The following is an 18,757-nucleotide window of genomic DNA, read 5'->3' on the forward strand; positions in this document are numbered from 1 at the left end:
AGTCGATGTCGGCGCGCAGCGTGTGCAGCGGCACCCGGCCCTCGCGGTAGAACTCGGTGCGCGACATCTCCGCGCCGTTGAGGCGTCCGGAGCACTGGATCCGGATGCCCTTGGCGCCCGACCGCATCGAGGTCTGCATCGCCTTGCGCATCGCCCGGCGGAACTGGACGCGGCCCGAGAGCTGCTCGGCCACACCCTGGGCGACCAGCTGGGCGTCGATCTCGGGATTCTTGACCTCGAGGATGTTCAGCTGGACCTGCTTGCCGGTGAGCTTCTCCAGCTCCCCGCGGATGCGGTCCGCCTCGGCGCCGCGGCGGCCGATGACGATGCCGGGACGGGCGGTGTGGATGTCCACCCGCACCCGCTCGCGGGTGCGCTCGATCTCGACCCGGGAGATACCGGCCCGCTCCATGCCCTTGGACAGGAGCTTGCGGATGGCCACGTCCTCGCCGACGTAGCTCTTGTAGAGCTTGTCGGCGTACCAGCGGCTCTTGTGGTCGGTGGAGATGCCCAGGCGGAAGCCGTTGGGGTTGATCTTCTGGCCCATCAGGCCTTCCGTCCCTTCTTCTGCTCGGCCAGCACGGACGCCGGCTGCACGGCGAGCGTGATGTGGCTCGTGCGCTTGTTGATCCGGGTCGCGCGCCCCTGCGCGCGGGGCCGCCAGCGCTTCATCGTGGGGCCCTCGTCCACCATGGCCACCGAGACGACCAGGTCGCCGCGGTCGAGGTCCTCGGTGGACTCGGCGTTGGCGATGGCGCTCTCCAGCACCTTGTAGACGGTCTCTGAGGCCGCCTGCGGCGCGAACGCCAGCAGGGACAGGGCCTCGTCGACAGGCAGGCCACGGACCATGTCGACGACACGGCGGGCCTTCATCGGCGTGATCCGCACGAAGCGTGCGCTCGCGAAGGCACCCGGCTGGTCGCCGAGCAGCGACTCGCGGCGGGCGCTGGTGCGCCGGCGCTCGGTAACGCTCATTGCTCGTTCTCTCCAGTTCCTGCGTCGGGGTCCGGCCGCCTCAGCGGCGGCGGCCCTTCCGGTCTTCCTTCACGTGCCCGCGGTAGGTGCGGGTGGGGGCGAACTCCCCGAGCTTGTGGCCGACCATCGAGTCGGTCACGAACACCGGGACGTGCTTGCGGCCGTCGTGCACCGCGATCGTGTGGCCGATCATGGCCGGCACGATCATCGAGCGGCGCGACCAGGTCTTGATGACGTTGTGGCTGCCCTTGGCGTTCTCGGCGTCCACCTTCTTCATCAGGTGGTCGTCGACGAAGGGGCCCTTCTTCAGGCTGCGAGGCATCTGTCTCCCTTATCCTCAGCGCTTCTTGCCGGTCTTGCGGCGGCGGATGATCTGGGCGTCGCTGGCCTTGCGCTTGCGCGTGCGACCCTCGGGCTTGCCCCACGGGGACACCGGGTGGCGACCACCCGACGTCTTGCCCTCGCCACCACCGTGCGGGTGGTCGACGGGGTTCATCACGACACCGCGCACCGTCGGGCGACGGCCCTTCCAGCGCATCCGGCCGGCCTTGCCCCAGTTGATGTTCGACTGCTCGGCGTTGCCGACCTCGCCGACCGAGGCGCGGCAGCGCACGTCGACGAACCGCATCTCACCCGAGGGCATGCGCAGGGTGGCCCGGGAGCCCTCCTTGGCGACCAGCTGGGCGCTGTTGCCGGCGGACCGGGCGATCTTGGCGCCACCGCCGGGCCGCAGCTCCACACAGTGGATGGTGGTGCCGACGGGGATGTTGCGCAGGGGCAGGTTGTTGCCGGGCTTGATGTCGGCGCTGGAGCCCGACTCCACCATGGTGCCCTGGGTGAGGTCCTTGGGCGCGATGATGTAGCGCTTCTCGCCGTCGGCGTAGTGCAGCAGCGCGATCCGGGCGGTGCGGTTGGGGTCGTACTCGATGTGAGCGACCTTTGCCGGCACACCGTCCTTGTCGTAGCGACGGAAGTCGATGATCCGGTAGGCACGCTTGTGTCCACCGCCCTGGTGCCGGGTGGTGATCCGGCCCTGGTTGTTGCGACCGCCCTTCTTGGGCAGCGGTCGTGTCAGCGACTTCTCCGGCGTGGTCCGGGTCACCTCGACGAAGTCGGCGACCGACGAGCCGCGGCGGCCCGGGGTGGTCGGCTTGTACTTGCGGATTGCCATGTCTCTCGTCCTGTTGTCTGGTCCCGGTCAGCTGACCGGGCCCCCGAAGATGTCGATGCGGTGACCCTCGGCGAGGCTGACGATGGCGCGCTTGGTGTCCTTGCGCTTGCCCAGCCCGTTCCGGGTGCGTCGGGTCTTGCCCGGGCGGTTGAGGGTGTTCACCGAGGTGACCTTGACGTTGAACACGCTCTCGACAGCGATCTTGATCTCGGTCTTGTTCGCGTCGGGGCGGACCAGGAAGGTGTACTTGTTCGCGTCCAGCAGGCCGTAGCTCTTCTCCGACACCACCGGGGCGATCAGGATGTCGCGCGGGTCCTTGTACAGGGTGCTCACTGGGCCTCCTCCTCACCGGGCTGCGTGTCGGTGTCCTTGGCCTTCTTCTCCGGCTTGTCGGCCTTCGCCTTCTTCCCGGCCTTGTCCTTCTTCTCGGCCTTGTCCTTCTTCTCGGCCTTGTCCTTCTTCTCGGCCTTGTCCTTCTTCTCGGCCTTCGCGGGCTTCTCCGCCGTCGCCGGCTTCTCCGCCGTCGCCGGCTCCTGCTCGGGGGCGGTGGCCGGGGCGCTCCCGGTGGCGCGCACGACGAAGGCGTCGTAGGCGCCGCGGGTGAAGACCACGTCGTCGGAGGCCAGTACGTCGTAGGTGTTGAGCTGGTCGACCGCCACGATGTGCACCGTGGGCGCGTTGCGCAGCGAGAGCCAGGTCACCGAGTCGGTGCGCTCGAGCACGACCAGGAAGCGGTCGCGGTCGGTCAGCCCGGTCAGCGCGGCGAGCGCGGTCTTGGTGGAGGGGGTCTCGCCGGCCACCAGCCCGTCCACCACGTGGATGCGACCGTTGCGGGCCCGGTCGGAGAGCGCACCGCGCAGCGCGGCCGCCTTCATCTTCTTGGGGGTGCGCTGGTCGTAGCTGCGCGGCTTCGGACCGTGCACCGTGCCGCCACCGGCGAACTGCGGCGCCCTGGTCGAGCCCTGGCGCGCGCGGCCGGTGCCCTTCTGCTTGTAGGGCTTGCGGCCACCGCCGCGCACCTCGCCGCGGGACTTGGTGGCGTGCGTGCCCTGGCGGGCAGCGGCCTGCTGAGCCACCACGACCTGGTGGATGAGCGGGATGTTGACCTGGACGTCGAAGATCTCGGCGGGCAGGTCGACCTGCAGGGTCTTCGTGCTCACTTGACGGCCTCCCCGGTCGCAGCGGACTTCTTGGCGGCCGAACGGAGCACGAGCAGCCCGCCGTTCGGGCCGGGAACCGCACCCTTGAGCAGGATCACGCCCTTGTCGGCGTCGACGGCGTGCACCACGACGTTCTGGATGGTGACGGTGTCCGCGCCCATCCGGCCCGCCATCCGGGTTCCCTTGAAGACGCGGCCCGGCGTGGCGCAGGCGCCGATCGAGCCGGGCTTGCGGTGGTTGCGGTGCGCACCGTGGGAGGCACCCACCCCGGAGAAGCCGTGACGCTTCATCGTGCCGGCGAAGCCCTTGCCCTTGCTGGTCCCGGTCACGTCGATGACCTCGCCAGGGGCGAAGGTGTCCAGCGGCAGCTCCTGGCCGATGGTGTAGGACGCCGCGTCCGCGGTGCGGATCTCCAGCAAGTGGCGACGCGGGGTCACCCCGGCCTTGGCGAAGTGGCCGCGGTCGGGCTGGTTCACCTTGCGCGCCTCGATCTCGCCGTACCCGACCTGGATGGCGTTGTAGCCGTCGGTCTCGGGACGGCGGACCTGGGTGACCACGTTGGTGGTCGCGGCGACCACGGTCACCGGGACGACGCGGTTGTGCTCGTCCCAGAGCTGGGTCATGCCGAGCTTGGTGCCCAGCAGGCCCTTCACGTTGCGTTCCAGAGTCATGTCGTCAGCCTCAGAGCTTGATCTCGATGTCGACGCCGGCGGGCAGGTCGAGTCGCATCAGCGAGTCGACGGTCTTCGGCGTGGGGTCGATGATGTCGATGAGACGCTTGTGGGTGCGCATCTCGAAGTGCTCGCGGGAGTCCTTGTACTTGTGGGGCGACCGGATCACGCAGTAGACGTTCTTCTCGGTCGGCAGCGGCACCGGGCCGGCGACGCGCGCACCCGTGCGGGTGACCGTGTCCACGATCTTGCGTGCCGAGGTGTCGATCACCTCGTGGTCGTAGGCCTTGAGCCTGATGCGGATCTTCTGTCCCGCCATCTGTCTCTCTCGTCCCTGTCGTCAGGTGCCCGGTGGCACCGCGTGCTGTGCTGTCCCGAGGCCCCCCCGGGTGAGGGGGTCCCGCCCCGCTCCGCCGCCCACCCCGTCTCCGACCCCCGCGGTCGGGCGTGTCGCGCCTGTCACGGCGCGACCCGGCTCGTGCAAGGTCGTTGTCGGTGTGGGTGGCGCCCGACGGGTTCGTCGGGCTGATCGGGTCTCCGCTGGTCGGTGCGGCCGCACGCCGGAACACCGATCGCTTGCGACGGACCAGCCGCCGGGAGACACGATTCAGTAGTCAAGCTGTGGCGCACCCCGGCGACCCGCCGGAGCAACCTGACTATCTTGGCAGACTTCCGCCCGCGCGCAAAATCCGTCCCCGTCCTGCCTGCCACCGTGGCCGACAGGCCCCACCACCCGGGTGGGCCGCCACTCGTGCCGGGTCGGCGGGGTGGTCTGGTCGTCGGGGCGCAGAGTGAATAGATTGCCCGCCATGATCGATCGAGGACACCTGGCCGACCTGCGTGCGCAGGAGGAGGCCCGCTTCGTGCAGTCCCGCCCGAGGTCCGCGGCGCTGGCCCAGCAGGCCCGGGACTCCCTGCTCGCCGGCGTGCCGATGCCGTGGATGACCCGGTGGCCCGGCTCGTTCCCGGTGTTCTTCGAGACCGCGCAGGGCGCCCGGTTCACCGACGTGGACGGGCTGGAGTACGTCGACTTGTGCCTGGGCGACACCGGAGCGATGACCGGGCACGCGCTGCCGGGGGTGGCCGAGGCCGTCTGCACGCGGGCGCGGACCGGCCTGACCACCATGCTTCCGTCCGAGGACGCGGTCTGGGTCGGTCGCGAGCTGGCCCGGCGGTTCGGGCTGCCCCGCTGGCAGATGGCGATGTCGGCCACGGACGCCAACCGGTTCGTGCTCCGCTTCGCCCGGCACCTGACCGGGCGCCCGCGGGTGGCCGTCATGGACTGGTGCTACCACGGCACGGTGGACGAGACGCTGGCCGTCCTCGACGGGGACCGGGTCGTCCCGCGACCGGGTGCGCTCGGCCCGCAGGTCGACGTCGCGCTGACGACCGCCGTGGTGCCGTTCAACGACCTGGAGGCGCTGGACCGGCGGCTGGCGGTGGGCGACGTCGCCTGCCTGCTCATGGAGCCGGCGCTCACCAACATCGGGATCGTGCTCCCCGAGGACGGCTACCTCGCCGGCGTCCGTGAGGTCACCCGCCGGCACGGGGTGGTCTGGATCATCGACGAGACCCACACCCTGTGCGCCGGCCCGGGCGGTGCGACCGCCGCCTGGGGGCTCGAGCCCGACATGGTGGTGATGGGCAAGCCGATCGGCGGCGGCATCCCGGTGGCGGCGTACGGCATGACCGAGGAGATCGCCGACCGGCTCGCCACGCCGATGCTCGGCCACGAGATCGACGTGGCCGGGGTCGGCGGGACCCTCACCGGCAACGCGCTGGCGATGGCGGCGGTCCGCGCCACGCTGTCCTCGGCGCTGCGCGTGGAGGACTTCGCGGTCTCGGTGCCGCTGGCGGAGCAGTTCACCGCAGGGGTGGCAGGGGTGATCGCGGAGCACGAGCTGCCCTGGCACGTGCAGCGGCTGGGCTGCCGCGCCGAGTACTGGTTCTGCCCTCCGCCGCGCAACGGCGCGGACGCGGCCGCGGCCATCGACGAGGAGCTGGACGGCTTCATGCACCTGTGGGCGCTCAACCGCGGCATCCTGCTCACGCCGTTCCACAACATGGCGCTGTTCTCCCCCCACCACACCGAGGGTGACGTCGACCACCACACCGAGGTCTTCGCCGACGCGGTGCGCGCGCTGCTACGGCGCTGACCGGGCGCGCGCGTCTTCCCCACTGCCGCGGGGTTGTGGTCGCTGAGGACCCCCGAATCGGCCCTTCTGACGACCACACCCCCGCGGTAGACGGGGTGGGGGCAGCGGGCCTACCGTGGAGGAATGGCGAGCCTGATCGTCATGGGCGTGCTGGCGCTCGGCTACCCGCTCTTCCCGTGGCGGCGAGCCGCCGCCGCGGTGCGGCGGCTCGCCGACTGGTGGCGCGCCCGGCGCGACCAGCGGCTCCCGGTCCGCCCGCTCGAGGAGATCGCCGAGGACGCGCGCCGGTTGGCGGTGGCCTTCCGGACCCACCCGCGGGGCACCTCGTTCGTGAAGTACGAGGCACACCGTCGTGCCTACGACGACGTCCTCACCGAGGCGTGCCGGGCGCTGGGCCTGGTGCACCTGCTCGGGGTGCTGCCTCCGGGCCCCGAGCTGGACCGGGAGCGGGAGCGGGTGGAGTGGGCCCTGGAGTGCGCGGGGCTGGAGCTGGGCCTACTCCGGTGAGCCGCCGGCGACCACCCGCCGGTAGCACAGGTCGACGATCTCGCGCCCCGCGGCGAGGCCCTTGCGCTCGAACCGGGTGAGCGGACGCTCGGCCCACCGCGGCACCACCCCACCGACCAGCTGCTGCTCCGCCCCGAGGACGCGCACCATCTGCTCGGCGTAGTCGGGCCAGTCGGTCGCCAGCCGCCAGGTCGCGCCGGGGCGGAGCCTGCCGGCGGCGAGTGCCGCGAAGCCCGGCGTGACGAGCCTGCGCTTGTGGTGGCGCGTCTTGTGCCAGGGGTCGGGGAAGAAGCTCCACAGCCCGGTCAGGTCGCCGGGGGCCACCAGGTGCTCGAGCGCCCACACGGCGTCCACCGCGCACAGCCGGACGTTGTCCACCCCGGCCTCGGCCAGGCGGGCCAGGGTGGAGGCGACGCCCGGACGCCAGACCTCCAGCGCGAGCACGTCGCTGCCGGGACGCCGGGCGGCGAGGGCGACGGTCGCCTCGCCCACGCCGGAGCCGATCTCCACGACCAGCGGCGCCTGTCGGCCGAACCAGTCCGCGAGCGCGAACCCGGGTGCGTCGACCGCCTCCTCCGGGATGACCCAGTCCCGGTGGTGGGCCTCCCACGCGGCGGCCTGCCGTGGCGTCAGCCGGCTGCCCCGGCGCGAGTAGGTGAGCACCTCCCGGATCCGGCGTCCCTCCGGGGTGAACCGCTGGTGGGGCCGCGCCGGGTGGACGTGGTCGGGGGTCACGGTTGGCTCGTCAGCCCAGGGACAGCCAGACGAAGGCCACGAGCCCCGCGACCACGATGCCGGTGCCGATGATGCCGCAGATGCGCCCCGCCACGGCGCTCTCCCGGCCGGTGAGGGCTCCCCCCGAGGCATCGATCTCGGCGACCACCCGGTTGCCCATCACCCAGGCGAACGGCCCGAGGATGTTGCACAGCACCAGTCCCAGGACACCCAGGACCAGGACGGTCGTGGCCCGGGGGTGCTGCGCGCGGGACGGGTACGACGGGGGCGGCTGGCTCACGGCCGGGAGTATGGCACGCGGCCGGGCCCCGCTCCGACGCCCAGCCGCAGGGCGCCGCAGGCCTCGAGCATCGCGTCGCGGCTGGCCCGTCCCACGCCGGTGGCGTTGACGAAGGCGTGCACCAGCCCGGTGTGCCGGCGCAGCCCCACCTGCACGCCCGCCTCGGCCAGCCGCTGCGCGTAGGCCTCGCCCTCGTCGCGGAGCACGTCGAAGCCCGCGACCGCGACGTACGCGGGCGGCAGCCCGGTCAGGTCCTCTGCCAGCAGCGGGGAGACCCGAGGGTCGTCGGCGGGATGGTCGCCCAGGTAGTGGTCGCGGTACCAGTCCATCTGGGCCTCGGTGAGGAAGAAGCCCTCCCGGAACTCCTGGTAGGACCGGTGCTTGGTGGACAGGTCGGTGCACGGGAAGAACAGCAGCTGGAAGGCGGGCCTGATCTCCGCGGCCGTCCGCAGGTCCTGGCAGAGCACGGCCGCCAGGTTGCCCCCGGCGCTGTCGCCCCCGACCGCCACCCGCTGGGGGTCGTGGCCCCACTCGACACCCTGGGCGACCGCGAAGCGGAACGCCGCGAGGGCGTCGTCGGGGGCGGCGGGGAACCGGTGCTCGGGCGCCAGCCGGTAGTCGACGGAGAGCACCGCCACCCCGGCGTGGGCGGCCAGGAACCGGCAGACCGAGTCGGCGCTGTCCAGCCCGCCCAGGACCCAGCCACCGCCGTGGAAGTACACCAGCAGCCGGTCCGCGTCGCGCTCGTCGGCCACGTAGAGCCGGCCCTCGATGCCACCGGTCGGGGTGGGGATCTCGAACTCGAGCACGTGCGACATCGGCAGTGGTGGACCGCCGAACAAGGCGGCCTCCCGGACGATCTGGGCGCGCGCCTCGTCCAGCGGCAGCTCCTCGAACGTCGGCTCGGTGCTGAGCTCCATCAGCCGCAGCGCGGCGCCGATCTCGGGGTCCAGGCCGGGCCAGCGCGCGCGGCGCTCCCGTCCTGCCAGGGCGCGCTGCATCCCGCGCGGCGCCCTGCCCAGGGTCACCAGCACCCCGCGGTCGACCCGGTCCTTCCACGCCTTGTCGCTCATGGCAAGAGTCCTACCACGGCCGGTCCCCCCGCCCCAGGGCCACCGGACGCGACAGCGGCCCCGGACCGTGGTCCGGGGCCGCTGCGCGATGGGTCTGGACGCCGGTCGCGCGGGCGGCGCGAACCGGCGGCAGGGTCACTTGGTGATCTTGGTGACCCGGCCGGCGCCGACGGTGCGACCGCCCTCGCGGATCGCGAAGCGCAGCCCCTCGTCCATGGCGATCGGCTGGATGAGCTCCACGATCATCTCGGTGTTGTCACCGGGCATGACCATCTCGGTGCCCTCGGGGAGGGTGACGACGCCGGTCACGTCGGTGGTCCGGAAGTAGAACTGCGGACGGTAGTTGTTGAAGAACGGCGTGTGCCGGCCGCCCTCCTCCTTCGACAAGACGTACACCGAGGCCTCGAAGTTGGTGTGCGGGGTGGTGGTGCCGGGCTTGATCACCACCATGCCGCGCTCGACGTCCTCGCGCTTGGTGCCGCGCAGCAGCAGACCGACGTTCTCACCGGCCTGGCCCTCGTCGAGAAGCTTGCGGAACATCTCGACGCCCGTGACGGTGGTCTTCTGCGAGCCCTCGCGGATGCCGACGATCTCGACCTCCTCGCCGACCTTGACCACGCCGCGCTCGATGCGGCCGGTGATCACGGTGCCACGACCGGTGATCGTGAAGACGTCCTCGACCGGCATCAGGAACGGCTTGTCGGTCTCGCGGACCGGGGTCGGGATGTAGGTGTCGACGGCGTCCATCAGCTCGAGGACCGAGGCGCCCCACGTCTCGTCGCCGTTGAGGGCCGGGAACGCGGCCACCCGCACCACGGGGATGTCGTCGCCGGGGAACTCGTACTCGGAGAGGAGCTCGCGCACCTCCATCTCGACCAGCTCGATGAGCTCGTCGTCGTCGACCATGTCGCACTTGTTGAGCGCGACGACCAGCGCGGGCACGCCCACCTGGCGGGCCAGCAGCACGTGCTCGCGGGTCTGCGGCATCGGGCCGTCGGTGGCGGCGACCACGAGGATCGCGCCGTCCATCTGGGCGGCGCCGGTGATCATGTTCTTGATGTAGTCCGCGTGACCCGGGCAGTCGACGTGGGCGTAGTGGCGCGCCTCGGTCTGGTACTCGACGTGCGCGATCGAGATCGTGATGCCCCGCTGACGCTCCTCCGGGGCCTTGTCGATCTCGTCGAACGGCGTGAAGGGGTTCAGGTCCGGGAACTTGTCGTGCAGGACCTTGGTGATGGCCGCGGTCAGCGTCGTCTTGCCGTGGTCGATGTGACCGATCGTGCCGATGTTGACGTGCGGCTTGGTCCGCTCGAACTTCGCCTTAGCCACGGTGGGCTCCTCCTGGGTTGTGAGTTGCTGCTTGACTCGTGTGGTTGTGAATGTTACTGCCGAGGGTTCGCCCCCTCACGGGGGTCCCGGGGGCTTGCCCCGGACGGGACTACTCGCCGCGGACCTTCTTGATGATCTCGTCGGCGATGCTCTGGGGAACCTCGGCGTACGAGTCGAACTCCATCGAGTACGAGGCCTGCCCGGAGGTCTTCGACCGCAGGTCACCAACGTACCCGAACATCTCCGACAGCGGCACGAGCGCGTTCACCACGCGGTCCCCGTGACGCTCCTCCATGCTCTGCACGTGGCCGCGGCGGCTGTTGATGTCGCCGATCACGTCCCCGAGGTAGTTCTCGGGGGTCGTGACCTCGACCGCGAACATCGGCTCGAGCAGCACCGGCCGGGCCTTGCGCGCCGCCTCCTTGAAGGCCTGGTTGCCGGCGATCTTGAAGGCCAGCTCCGAGGAGTCGACCTCGTGGTAGCCGCCGTCCTCCAGGGAGACCTTGACGTCGACCATGTGGTAGCCGGCCAGCACGCCGAACTCCATGGCGTCCTGGGCACCCTGGTCGACCGACGGGATGTACTCCCGGGGGACCCGGCCGCCGGTGACGTTGTTGACGAACTCGTAGCCCGCCCCGAGGCCGGTCTCCGGGTCGACGTTGGGCTCGATGGTGATGATCACCTTGGCGAACTGGCCAGAACCACCGGTCTGCTTCTTGTGGGTGTAGCTGTGGTTCTCGACCTTGGCGCGGATCGTCTCGCGGTAGGCGACCTGCGGCTTGCCGACGGTGGCCTCGACGCGGAACTCGCGGCGCATCCGGTCGACCAGGATCTCCAGGTGCAGCTCGCCCATGCCGGCGATGATGGTCTGCCCGGTCTCCTCGTCGGTCTTGACCGTGAAGGTCGGGTCCTCGTCGGAGAGCCGCTGGATCGCGGTGCCGAGCTTCTCCTGGTCGCCCTTGGTCTTCGGCTCGATGGCGACCTCGATCACCGGTGCCGGGAAGCTCATCGACTCCAGCACCACTGGGTGCTGCTGGTCGCACAGCGTGTGGCCGGTCTTGGTGTCCTTCAGGCCCATCACCGCCACGATCTGACCGGCACCGACCGAGGAGATCTCCTCACGCTTGTTCGCGTGCATCTGGTAGACCTTGCCGATCCGCTCCTTGCGACCGGTGACCGAGTTGAGCACGGTCGCCCCGGCGGAGAGCTTGCCGGAGTAGACGCGCACGTAGATCAGCTTGCCCAGGTGCGGGTCGGAGGCGATCTTGTAGGCGAGGCCGGAGAAGGGCTCGTCGTCCTGCGGCAGCCGCTCGATCTTCACGTCCTCGTCGTTGGGCTTGTGGCCCTCGATGGCGTGGATGTCCAGCGGCGAGGGAAGGAACTTGACCACCGCGTCCAGCAGCGGCTGCACCCCCTTGTTCTTGAAGGCGGTGCCGGTGAGGACCGGGTTGAGCCGGTCGGCGAGGGTCGCGCGCCGGATGCCGGCCTCGATCTCCTCGACGGAGAGCTCCTCACCCTCGAGGTACTTCTCCATGATCTCGTCGTCGGCCTCGGCGAGGGTCTCGAGCAGCTTCTCGCGCCACTCCTCGGCCTGCGCCTGCATGTCGGCGGGGATCTCCTCGACGACGTAGTCCTCGCCCATCTTGGTCTCGCCGCGCCACACCAGCGCACGCATGCCGACCAGGTCGACCACACCGATGAAGTCGGACTCCGCGCCGATCGGCAGCTGCAGGACCAGCGGGGTGGAGTTCAGCCGGTCGACGATCATGTCGACGCAGCGGAAGAAGTCCGCGCCGGTGCGGTCCAGCTTGTTCACGAAGCACATCCGCGGCACGGAGTACTTGTTCGCCTGACGCCACACCGTCATCGACTGCGGCTCCACGCCGGCCACCCCGTCGAACACCGCGACCGCGCCGTCGAGCACCCGCAGGGACCGCTCCACCTCAGCGGTGAAGTCGACGTGCCCGGGGGTGTCGATGATGTTGATCTGGTGGTCCTTCCACCAGCAGGTGGTCGCGGCGGAGGTGATCGTGATGCCGCGCTCCTGCTCCTGCTCCATCCAGTCCATGGTGGCGGCGCCCTCGTGGACCTCGCCGATCTTGTAGGTGATGCCGGTGTAGAACAGGATGCGCTCGGTCGTGGTGGTCTTGCCGGCGTCGATGTGCGCCATGATGCCGATGTTGCGGACCTTGTTGAGGTCCGTGGTGATGTCGACGGCCACTGGGTGTCAGTTCCTTAGGTCGAGTGTGTGCGCGGGGCACGGGAGTGGGTCGCACCCCCGGCGGCTCACCAGCGGTAGTGGGCGAAGGCCTTGTTGGACTCGGCCATCTTGTGGGTGTCCTCGCGCTTCTTCACCGCGGCGCCGAGGCCGTTGGCGGCGTCGAGGATCTCGTTCATCAGCCGCTCCGACATCGTCTTCTCGCGGCGCAGCGCGGCGTACCCGACCAGCCACCGCAGGGCCAGCGTGGTGGAGCGGTTGGCCTTGACCTCGATCGGCACCTGGTAGGTGGCACCGCCGACCCGACGCGACTTGACCTCGATGGCCGGCCGGACGTTGTCCAGGGCGCGCTTGAGGGTGACGACGGGGTCGGTGCCGGTCTTGTCCCGGCAGCCCTCCAGCGCGGTGTAGACGATCCGCTGCGCGACCTGCTTCTTGCCGTCCTTGAGGACCTTGCTGACCAGCTGGGTGACGACCTGCGAGCCGTACACCGGGTCGACGTCGATGGGACGCTTGGGAGCGGGACCCTTGCGCGGCATCAGCTCTTCTCCTTCTTCGCGCCGTAGCGGCTCCGGGCCTGCTTGCGGTTCTTGACGCCCTGGGTGTCGAGGGTGCCGCGGATGATCTTGTAGCGCACGCCGGGGAGGTCCTTCACCCGGCCGCCGCGCACCAGCACGATGGAGTGCTCCTGGAGGTTGTGCCCCACGCCCGGGATGTACGCCGTGACCTCGACGCCGCTGGACAGGCGCACGCGGGCGACCTTGCGCAGAGCGGAGTTCGGCTTCTTCGGGGTGGTGGTGTAGACGCGCGTGCAGACGCCGCGCCGCTGGGGTGATCCCTTGAGGGCAGGCGTCTTGTTCTTCGACACCTTGTCCTGGCGGCCCTTGCGGACCAGCTGCTGGATGGTGGGCACCGGGTGGTTCCCTCTCTCGTCCTCTAGTCACGGCCCGACGCCTTGCCGGGCACGGAGGTGTTGCGTGGAGCGTGTGCCTGATGGTGTGTGCGGCCCTGCTCTCCGGCGACGTGAATCGCTGCCGGTTCCGGGCACGCGCAACGGTCTGGTCGTCCCAGACACCGAGGAACGAGGCTACTCCGTCGCCGAACGGCGGTCAAAACGCCGGGAGCGCTGGCGCCGGGCCGGGAGGGGTGGGCCAGGATGGTCCCATGCGAGTCGGGGTCCTCACCAGCGGGGGCGACGCCCAGGGCATGAACGCGGCCGTGCGCAGCGTCGTACGCACCGCGCTGAGCCACGGCGCGGAGCCCTTCGCGGTGATGGAGGGGTTCCAGGGAGCGGTCGACGGCGGGGCCCGGGTCCGGCCGCTGCTCTGGGAGGACGTGGGCAACATCCTGCACCGGGGCGGGACGATGATCGGGACCGCCCGCAGTGCCGACTTCCGGCAGCGGGAGGGCCGGCTGCGGGCGGTGCGCACGCTCGTCGAGCGGGGCATCGACCGGCTCGTGGTCATCGGCGGCGACGGGAGCCTCAGCGGCGCCGACCTGCTGCGCCAGGAGTGGCCCGACCTGGTCGCCGAGCTGGCTGCCGGCGGCGAGCTGACCCCCGAGCAGGTGACCGCCCACCCGGCGCTGATGCTGGTGGGCCTGGTCGGGTCGATCGACAACGACCTGGCCGGCAGCGACATGACCATCGGCGCGGACTCCGCCCTGCACCGGATCATCGAGGCGATCGACGCGATCTCCTCCACGGCAGCCAGCCACCAGCGCAGCTTCGTGATCGAGGTGATGGGACGGCACTGCGGCTACCTCCCGCTGATGGCGGCGATCGCCGGTGGGTGCGACTTCGTGCTGGTCCCCGAGAGCCCGCCGGAGGCCGGCTGGGAGGACCGGATGTGCGCGATGCTGCGCGAGGGGCGCGCGGCGGGGCGTCGTGAGTCGCTGGTGATCGTCGCGGAGGGGGCGGTCGACCGGACCGGCGACCCCATCACCTCGACGTACGTGCGCGACGCCATCGCGCAGCGGCTCGGCGAGGACGTCCGGGTGACGATCCCCGGCCACGTCCAGCGCGGCGGCTCCCCCAGCGCGTACGACCGCTGGATGAGCACGCTGCTGGGCTACACCGCCGTGCAGGATCTGCTGGCGGCGACCCCGGACAGCGAGCCGCAGGTCCTCGGCGTGCGGCACAACCGGATCACCCGACTGCCGCTGGCGGAGGCGGTCCGGCGCACCCGCGCAGTGGCCGGGCTGGTCGATGCGGGTCGGTACGCCGAGGCCACGGCCGCCCGGGGCGAGTCGTTCACCCGGCTGCTGGACGCCTTCGACATCCTCGCGCTGCCGCCCGGCTCGGAGGTGACCCCCTCGGGCGCCCGGGTGGCCATCATGCACGGCGGAGCGCTGGCCCCCGGCATGAACACCGCCACCCAGGCGCTGGTGCGGTTCGGCCTGGCCCGGGGTCACACCATGCTGGGCGTCACGGGGAGCTTCCCGGGGCTGGCCGCCGGGCACCTGGGCGACCTGACCTGGGGCGACGTCGACGCCTTGCTCGCCGAGGGCGGCTCCTCGCTGGGGACCCGTCGGGACCGGCTGGACGACGAGGGGCTCTACCAGATGAGCCGCACCCTCGAGCGGGCCGAGGTGCACGCCTTGGTCGTGGTGGGTGGCATCGACGCCTACCTCACCGTCCACGAGCTGGTCAGCCAGCGCAGCCACTACCCCGCGCTGCGCCTGCCGATCGTGCTGCTGCCGGCGAGCATCGACAACAACCTGCCGGGATCGGAGCTGGCGATCGGGGTGGACACGGCGCTCAACAGCGCGGTGTGGGCGCTGGACCGGATCAAGCAGTCGGGCTCGGCGGCCCAGCGCTGCTTCGTGGCCGAGACGATGGGCCGCAGCTGCGGCTACCTGACGCTGATGACCGGGCTGGCAGCGGGCGCCGAGCAGGTCTACCTGCCCGAGCACGGCATCACGCTGGCCGGCCTGCAGGCGGACCTGGAGCGGATGCGGGAGGCGTTCGAGGCGGGGCGGCGGCTGTTCCTGGCGATCCGCAACGAGGAGGCGGGGGGGCTCTACACCACCGACTTCATGGTGCGGCTGTTCGAGGAGGAGGGGCACCGGCTCTTCGACGTGCGCCCCGCCGTGCTGGGACACCTCCAGCAGGGCGGGAACCCCTCACCCTTCGACCGGATCCTCGCGACCAGGCTGGCGCACCACGCCGTCGACCTGCTCAGCGAGCTGCTGGCGGGCGGTGCGGACGACGCGTCGTACGTCGGGCTCACCGACGGGGCGCTCCAGGCCTGGCCGGTCGACCACATGCTCGACCACCTCGACCTCGACGCGCGGCGGCCCCGCCAGCAGTGGTGGCTCGACCTGCTGCCCGTGCTGCGCGCGGTCGCCGACCCGCCGCGCTGAGGCGCCCGCCAGGAGCGCGGTCGACCCGAGGACACCCAGGATGGTCATCGCTCCGCCGAGGATGAGCGTCCAGCGCGCTCCCAGCGTCTCCCCCACCCAGCCGACCAGCGGTGAGCCCAGCGGGGTGCCGCCCATGAAGATCATCATGTAGAGCGCCATCACCCGCCCGCGCATGCGTGGCTCGGTGTTGACCTGCACGTAGGTGTTGGCGCTGGTGATCATGGTGAGTGCGCTCAGGCCCAGCAGCGGGGTGAGCAGCGCGTAGGTGAGGTACGTCGGCATCAGGCCGGCGGCGATCTCGACCACGCCGAACACCAGGGCGCCGCCGGCCACGAAGCCGCGGCGTACCCGGGTGCGGCGGGCGGCCAGGAGCGCCCCCGCCAGCGACCCGACCGCCATGATCGTGCCCAGCAGCCCGTAGGCGGTGGGTCCGCGCCCGAACACCTCGGTGGTCATCAGCGCGGAGGTCATCTGGAAGTTGAGCCCGAAGGTGCCGGTGAAGCCCACGATGGCCAGCACCAGCATCAGGTCGGGCCGGTTGCGGACGTAGCGCACGCCCTGACGGATCATGCCCGGCTCGCGGGCGGCGGGTTCGGGGGTGTCCAGCAGTCGGCTGTCCATGCCGCGCAGGGCCAGGATCGGCGCGACGTAGCTGACGGCGTTGAGCAGGATCACCCAGCCGGTCGCGGTGGCGCCGCCGCCGAGCGCGGCGATCAGCAGGCCGGCCAGGGCCGGGCCCACGATGCGGGCGGCGTTGAAGCTGGCGGAGTTGAGGCCCACGGCGTTGGCGACGTCGTCGGGCCCGACGATCTCGGAGACGAAGGACTGCCGGGCAGGCGCGTCGAACGCGGACGCGGCGCCGAGCAGGAGCGCGAGGAGGTAGACCATCCACAGCTCCACCCGGCCGGTGACCGCGAGCACGCCCAGCAGCAGGGCCGGGGCGGCCATCGCCGCGTTGGTGAGCTGCAGCAGCCGCTGCTTGGGCATCCGGTCAGCCACCAGGCCTGCGGTGGGCGCGAGCAGCAGGAACGGCAGGAACTGCAGCCCCGTGGTGATGCCCAGTGCGGTGCCGGAGTTCCCGGTCAGCTGGAGGACCAGCCAGTCCTGGGCGACCCGCTGCATCCAGGTGCCGACGTTGGACACCACCGCGCCGGCGGCGAACAGCCGGTAGTTGGCGTGGGAGAGGGAGCGGAAGGTGGGACTCACGCGGCGTAGGTTCCTTGTCGGTTCATTCGGTGTCGGCGAGCCCGGCGAGCACCGGGACCGCCTGCCGCAGGACGGCCCGCTGCTCGTGGGTGAGCTCGGTCAGTCGCTGGGCCAGCCAGAGGTCGCGCCGCTCGCGGTCGGCGAGCAGGGTCCGGCGGCCCAGGTCGGAGAGGGAGACCAGCACCTGCCGGCCGTCACTGGCGTGCGGACGGCGCAGCACGTGGCCGCGCTCCTCGAGGCAGCTGACCGTCCGGGTCATCGAGGGCGGCTGGACCCGCTCGTGGGCGGCCAGCTCGCCGATGCTGAGCTCGCCGAGCCGGTAGAGCGAGCCGAGCACGCTCATCTGGCTCAGGCTCAGCTCGTTCGCGGGGTCCCGCTCGGCGACCAGACGGCGGCGCAGCCGCATCACCGCGAGCCGCAGCTCGCTGGCAAGACCCTCGTCGGAACGGACGGCGCTGGCAACGGTCGGCATGGTACTGAGCACAACTCATTACCTTTGCTAACTATTCCCGGGTCGGGGTCGCTCGCCGTCAGGTGCGGTGGCGTACCGTGCGGTGCGTGGACGGGCACGACGACCGGCAGGAGACCGGTCACCACCGCTACCTCGTCGCCGACGTGGACCCGCTGGACGTCGACGGCGTACGCACGGTGGCCGTGGGCTGCGTGCTGTGGGCGGTGGCCTTCGTCGGCCTGCTCCCCTTCTACGGCCGGCTCCAGGACTCCGGGCGCGGCTGGTGGCTCTGGACCTGCCTCGCCGGCCTGGCGCTGGGCCTCTTCGGGCTGGAGTACTGCCGCCGCCGCCGGGCTCGCCGGGCCCGGCCCCGCTCCCGGCACTGACCTCTGCTGCGTGCGGGGGCCGATTGTTCCGAAACGACACCCCTCGGGCCGATTCTTCTGTCGTTTGGGTCCAAACCGCAGCTTCAGACGCTCAGCTCTGTCGTTTGGGTCCAATCGACAGGAGGTAGGGAGCGACGAGCGAGCGGCGAGGTGGGGGTCAGAGCGGGACGAGGTCGTCGAGGGTGTCCCAGACGTGGTCGGGGAGGGCCTGGGGCCGGTGCCGCTTCTGCAGGGTGACCTCGGAGTGCGCCCCGCAGCCGTGGTCGAAGGAGACCACCCGGCCGTCGTCGTTGGCGTTGCCGTTGGCGCACACGCCGAACAGCTCCGAGAGCGGGCCGGCCAGCCGGACCAGGAAGCCGCAGGTGGTGCAGGAGCCGGGCGCCGCCTGGGCGAGCGGCGAGCCCGGCCCGGCGTTGCCGTCGTACCACCGCTCGGCGGCCTGGTCGCGGCCCTCCACCGAGAGCGTCCGGACCCGGCCGAGCCCCAGCTCGCCGGCGACCCGGCGGACCTGCGCGACCTCCTCGGGAGGCAGCGGGTCGTCACCGACCAGGTACGTCGGCACCAGCCTCGGGTCGTCCTCCTCGACCGGGAGCAGGTCGCCGGGTGAGAGGTCGCCGGGCTGGACCCGCTCCCGGTACGGGATCCAGCTCGGGGCGACGATCGCCTCCTCGCCGGGGACGAGCACGACCTCGTCGACCGTGACGACCTTCTGCCGGGCAGCGCGCACCACGGTGACCGACCAGTGCCAGCCCCGGTAGCCGGGGCGGGTGCAGGTGAAGAGGTGGGTGACCACCCGGGTGCCCTCGTCGACGGCCGCGAGGTGGTCGCCCACGTCGGCGGCGGGCACCTCGGCCAGCAGCGCCTCGCGGGCCTGGTCGACGGCAGCGGCGGCCACGGCGTCCGGCTTGGCGTGGGTCGAGGTCACCGGCACATGATGACACGGCCGACGCCGTCGTTCACCGTCGCACCGGCGGGCGGGCAGGATGGTCCCATGACAGGGACGGCGTCGGGGGACGGGCCGGGCGGCACCGGCGTACGCTCCGGCGCCCGGGCCACCGCCCGTGGGGTGCGCGGGG

Annotated in this window: 21 protein-coding genes and 1 pseudogene; 4 read left to right on the top strand and 18 right to left on the bottom strand. The window is 71.3% G+C overall.

What is annotated here, in order from left to right:
- The 8 genes from rpsC to rpsJ all read right to left on the bottom strand — a co-directional run.
- Positions 1-547: 30S ribosomal protein S3 (rpsC, locus tag PLP61_RS06340; protein WP_324501476.1), on the bottom strand; the 547-nt coding region annotated here is incomplete at its 3' end.
- Positions 547-975: a 50S ribosomal protein L22 gene (rplV, locus tag PLP61_RS06345; protein WP_324501478.1), complete on the bottom strand. Its 429-nt coding sequence runs from the start codon at positions 973-975 to the stop codon at positions 547-549. The genes rplV and rpsC, both read right to left, overlap by 1 nt.
- Positions 976-1,015: 40 nt before the next feature.
- Positions 1,016-1,297 (bottom strand): 30S ribosomal protein S19, encoded by a 282-nt coding sequence (gene rpsS, locus PLP61_RS06350; protein ID WP_324501480.1) that lies wholly within the window; start codon positions 1,295-1,297, stop codon positions 1,016-1,018.
- A 15-nt stretch (positions 1,298-1,312) separates the two neighbouring features.
- Positions 1,313-2,146 carry a 50S ribosomal protein L2 gene (gene rplB / locus PLP61_RS06355; RefSeq protein ID WP_324501483.1) on the bottom strand — a complete coding sequence of 278 codons (834 nt, stop codon included), beginning with the start codon at positions 2,144-2,146 and terminating at the stop codon, positions 1,313-1,315.
- Positions 2,147-2,173: 27 nt separating this feature from the next.
- On the bottom strand, positions 2,174-2,479 hold the full coding sequence (gene rplW, locus PLP61_RS06360; protein ID WP_324501485.1) for a 50S ribosomal protein L23: 306 nt from the start codon (positions 2,477-2,479) through the stop codon (positions 2,174-2,176).
- On the bottom strand, positions 2,476-3,306 hold the full coding sequence (gene rplD, locus PLP61_RS06365; RefSeq protein WP_502888977.1) for a 50S ribosomal protein L4, sunset domain variant: 831 nt from the start codon (positions 3,304-3,306) through the stop codon (positions 2,476-2,478). Before rplD ends, rplW begins: the two co-directional genes overlap by 4 nt.
- The gene (gene rplC / locus PLP61_RS06370; RefSeq protein ID WP_324501487.1) at positions 3,303-3,977 is read right to left on the bottom strand and encodes a 50S ribosomal protein L3; all 675 of its coding nucleotides are present in this window, start codon (positions 3,975-3,977) and stop codon (positions 3,303-3,305) included. The genes rplD and rplC overlap by 4 nt, the downstream gene beginning before the upstream one ends.
- A 10-nt stretch (positions 3,978-3,987) precedes the next feature.
- Positions 3,988-4,296, bottom strand: a complete 309-nt coding sequence (gene rpsJ, locus PLP61_RS06375) for a 30S ribosomal protein S10 (RefSeq protein WP_139977667.1) — start codon at positions 4,294-4,296, stop codon at positions 3,988-3,990.
- A 490-nt stretch (positions 4,297-4,786) separates the two neighbouring features.
- On the opposite strand from rpsJ, the gene PLP61_RS06380 reads away from it, so the two are divergent.
- Positions 4,787-6,133, top strand: coding sequence for an aspartate aminotransferase family protein (locus PLP61_RS06380; protein ID WP_324501491.1), 1,347 nt, complete (start codon positions 4,787-4,789; stop codon positions 6,131-6,133).
- Positions 6,134-6,256: 123 nt separating this feature from the next.
- The gene (locus PLP61_RS06385) at positions 6,257-6,640 is read left to right on the top strand and encodes a hypothetical protein (RefSeq protein ID WP_324501493.1); all 384 of its coding nucleotides are present in this window, start codon (positions 6,257-6,259) and stop codon (positions 6,638-6,640) included.
- Here the strand turns inward: PLP61_RS06385 and trmB are convergent.
- The 7 genes from trmB to rpsL all read right to left on the bottom strand — a co-directional run bounded on the left by trmB (position 6,629) and on the right by rpsL (position 13,188).
- Complete coding sequence (gene trmB / locus PLP61_RS06390) at positions 6,629-7,375, bottom strand: tRNA (guanosine(46)-N7)-methyltransferase TrmB (protein ID WP_324501495.1); 747 nt, start codon at positions 7,373-7,375, stop codon at positions 6,629-6,631. The two genes, PLP61_RS06385 and trmB, sit on opposite strands and share 12 nt — an antisense overlap.
- A 10-nt stretch (positions 7,376-7,385) precedes the next feature.
- Entirely contained in the window at positions 7,386-7,655 is a 270-nt protein-coding gene (locus tag PLP61_RS06395) for a hypothetical protein (RefSeq protein ID WP_324501497.1), read from the bottom strand.
- Positions 7,652-8,728 (bottom strand): alpha/beta hydrolase, encoded by a 1,077-nt coding sequence (locus tag PLP61_RS06400; RefSeq protein ID WP_324501499.1) that lies wholly within the window; start codon positions 8,726-8,728, stop codon positions 7,652-7,654. The genes PLP61_RS06395 and PLP61_RS06400 overlap by 4 nt, the downstream gene beginning before the upstream one ends.
- A gap of 135 nt (positions 8,729-8,863) precedes the next feature.
- Complete coding sequence (tuf, locus tag PLP61_RS06405; RefSeq protein ID WP_324501501.1) at positions 8,864-10,057, bottom strand: elongation factor Tu; 1,194 nt, start codon at positions 10,055-10,057, stop codon at positions 8,864-8,866.
- A gap of 109 nt (positions 10,058-10,166) precedes the next feature.
- Entirely contained in the window at positions 10,167-12,227 is a 2,061-nt protein-coding gene (gene fusA / locus PLP61_RS06410; protein ID WP_502888978.1) for an elongation factor G, read from the bottom strand.
- Positions 12,228-12,343: 116 nt separating this feature from the next.
- Positions 12,344-12,814: a 30S ribosomal protein S7 gene (rpsG, locus tag PLP61_RS06415; protein ID WP_324501505.1), complete on the bottom strand. Its 471-nt coding sequence runs from the start codon at positions 12,812-12,814 to the stop codon at positions 12,344-12,346.
- Positions 12,814-13,188, bottom strand: coding sequence for a 30S ribosomal protein S12 (gene rpsL, locus PLP61_RS06420; RefSeq protein WP_011757353.1), 375 nt, complete (start codon positions 13,186-13,188; stop codon positions 12,814-12,816). The genes rpsG and rpsL overlap by 1 nt, the downstream gene beginning before the upstream one ends.
- A gap of 251 nt (positions 13,189-13,439) precedes the next feature.
- Between rpsL and PLP61_RS06425 the strand changes: the two genes are divergently transcribed.
- On the top strand, positions 13,440-15,638 hold the full coding sequence (locus tag PLP61_RS06425) for a 6-phosphofructokinase (RefSeq protein WP_324501518.1): 2,199 nt from the start codon (positions 13,440-13,442) through the stop codon (positions 15,636-15,638).
- Positions 15,639-15,659: 21 nt separating this feature from the next.
- On the opposite strand, the pseudogene PLP61_RS06430 reads toward PLP61_RS06425, so the two are convergent.
- Together PLP61_RS06430 and PLP61_RS06435 are read right to left on the bottom strand one after the other, a co-directional pair.
- Positions 15,660-16,844 (bottom strand): annotated as a pseudogene (locus PLP61_RS06430) (MFS transporter); the annotation flags it as partial.
- Between the two features lie 22 nt (positions 16,845-16,866).
- On the bottom strand, positions 16,867-17,316 hold the full coding sequence (locus PLP61_RS06435) for a MarR family winged helix-turn-helix transcriptional regulator (protein ID WP_324501520.1): 450 nt from the start codon (positions 17,314-17,316) through the stop codon (positions 16,867-16,869).
- A gap of 86 nt (positions 17,317-17,402) precedes the next feature.
- Between PLP61_RS06435 and PLP61_RS06440 the strand changes: the two genes are divergently transcribed.
- Positions 17,403-17,681 carry a DUF2530 domain-containing protein gene (locus PLP61_RS06440; protein ID WP_324501522.1) on the top strand — a complete coding sequence of 93 codons (279 nt, stop codon included), beginning with the start codon at positions 17,403-17,405 and terminating at the stop codon, positions 17,679-17,681.
- 157 nt (positions 17,682-17,838) lie between these two features.
- On the opposite strand, the gene PLP61_RS06445 is transcribed toward PLP61_RS06440, so the two are convergent.
- Complete coding sequence (locus tag PLP61_RS06445; protein ID WP_324501524.1) at positions 17,839-18,606, bottom strand: DUF3027 domain-containing protein; 768 nt, start codon at positions 18,604-18,606, stop codon at positions 17,839-17,841.
- Between the last annotated feature and the right edge of the window lie 151 nt (positions 18,607-18,757).

This window comes from Nocardioides sp. (genome assembly GCF_035429765.1).
Classification (GTDB): Bacteria; Actinomycetota; Actinomycetes; order Propionibacteriales; family Nocardioidaceae; genus Nocardioides.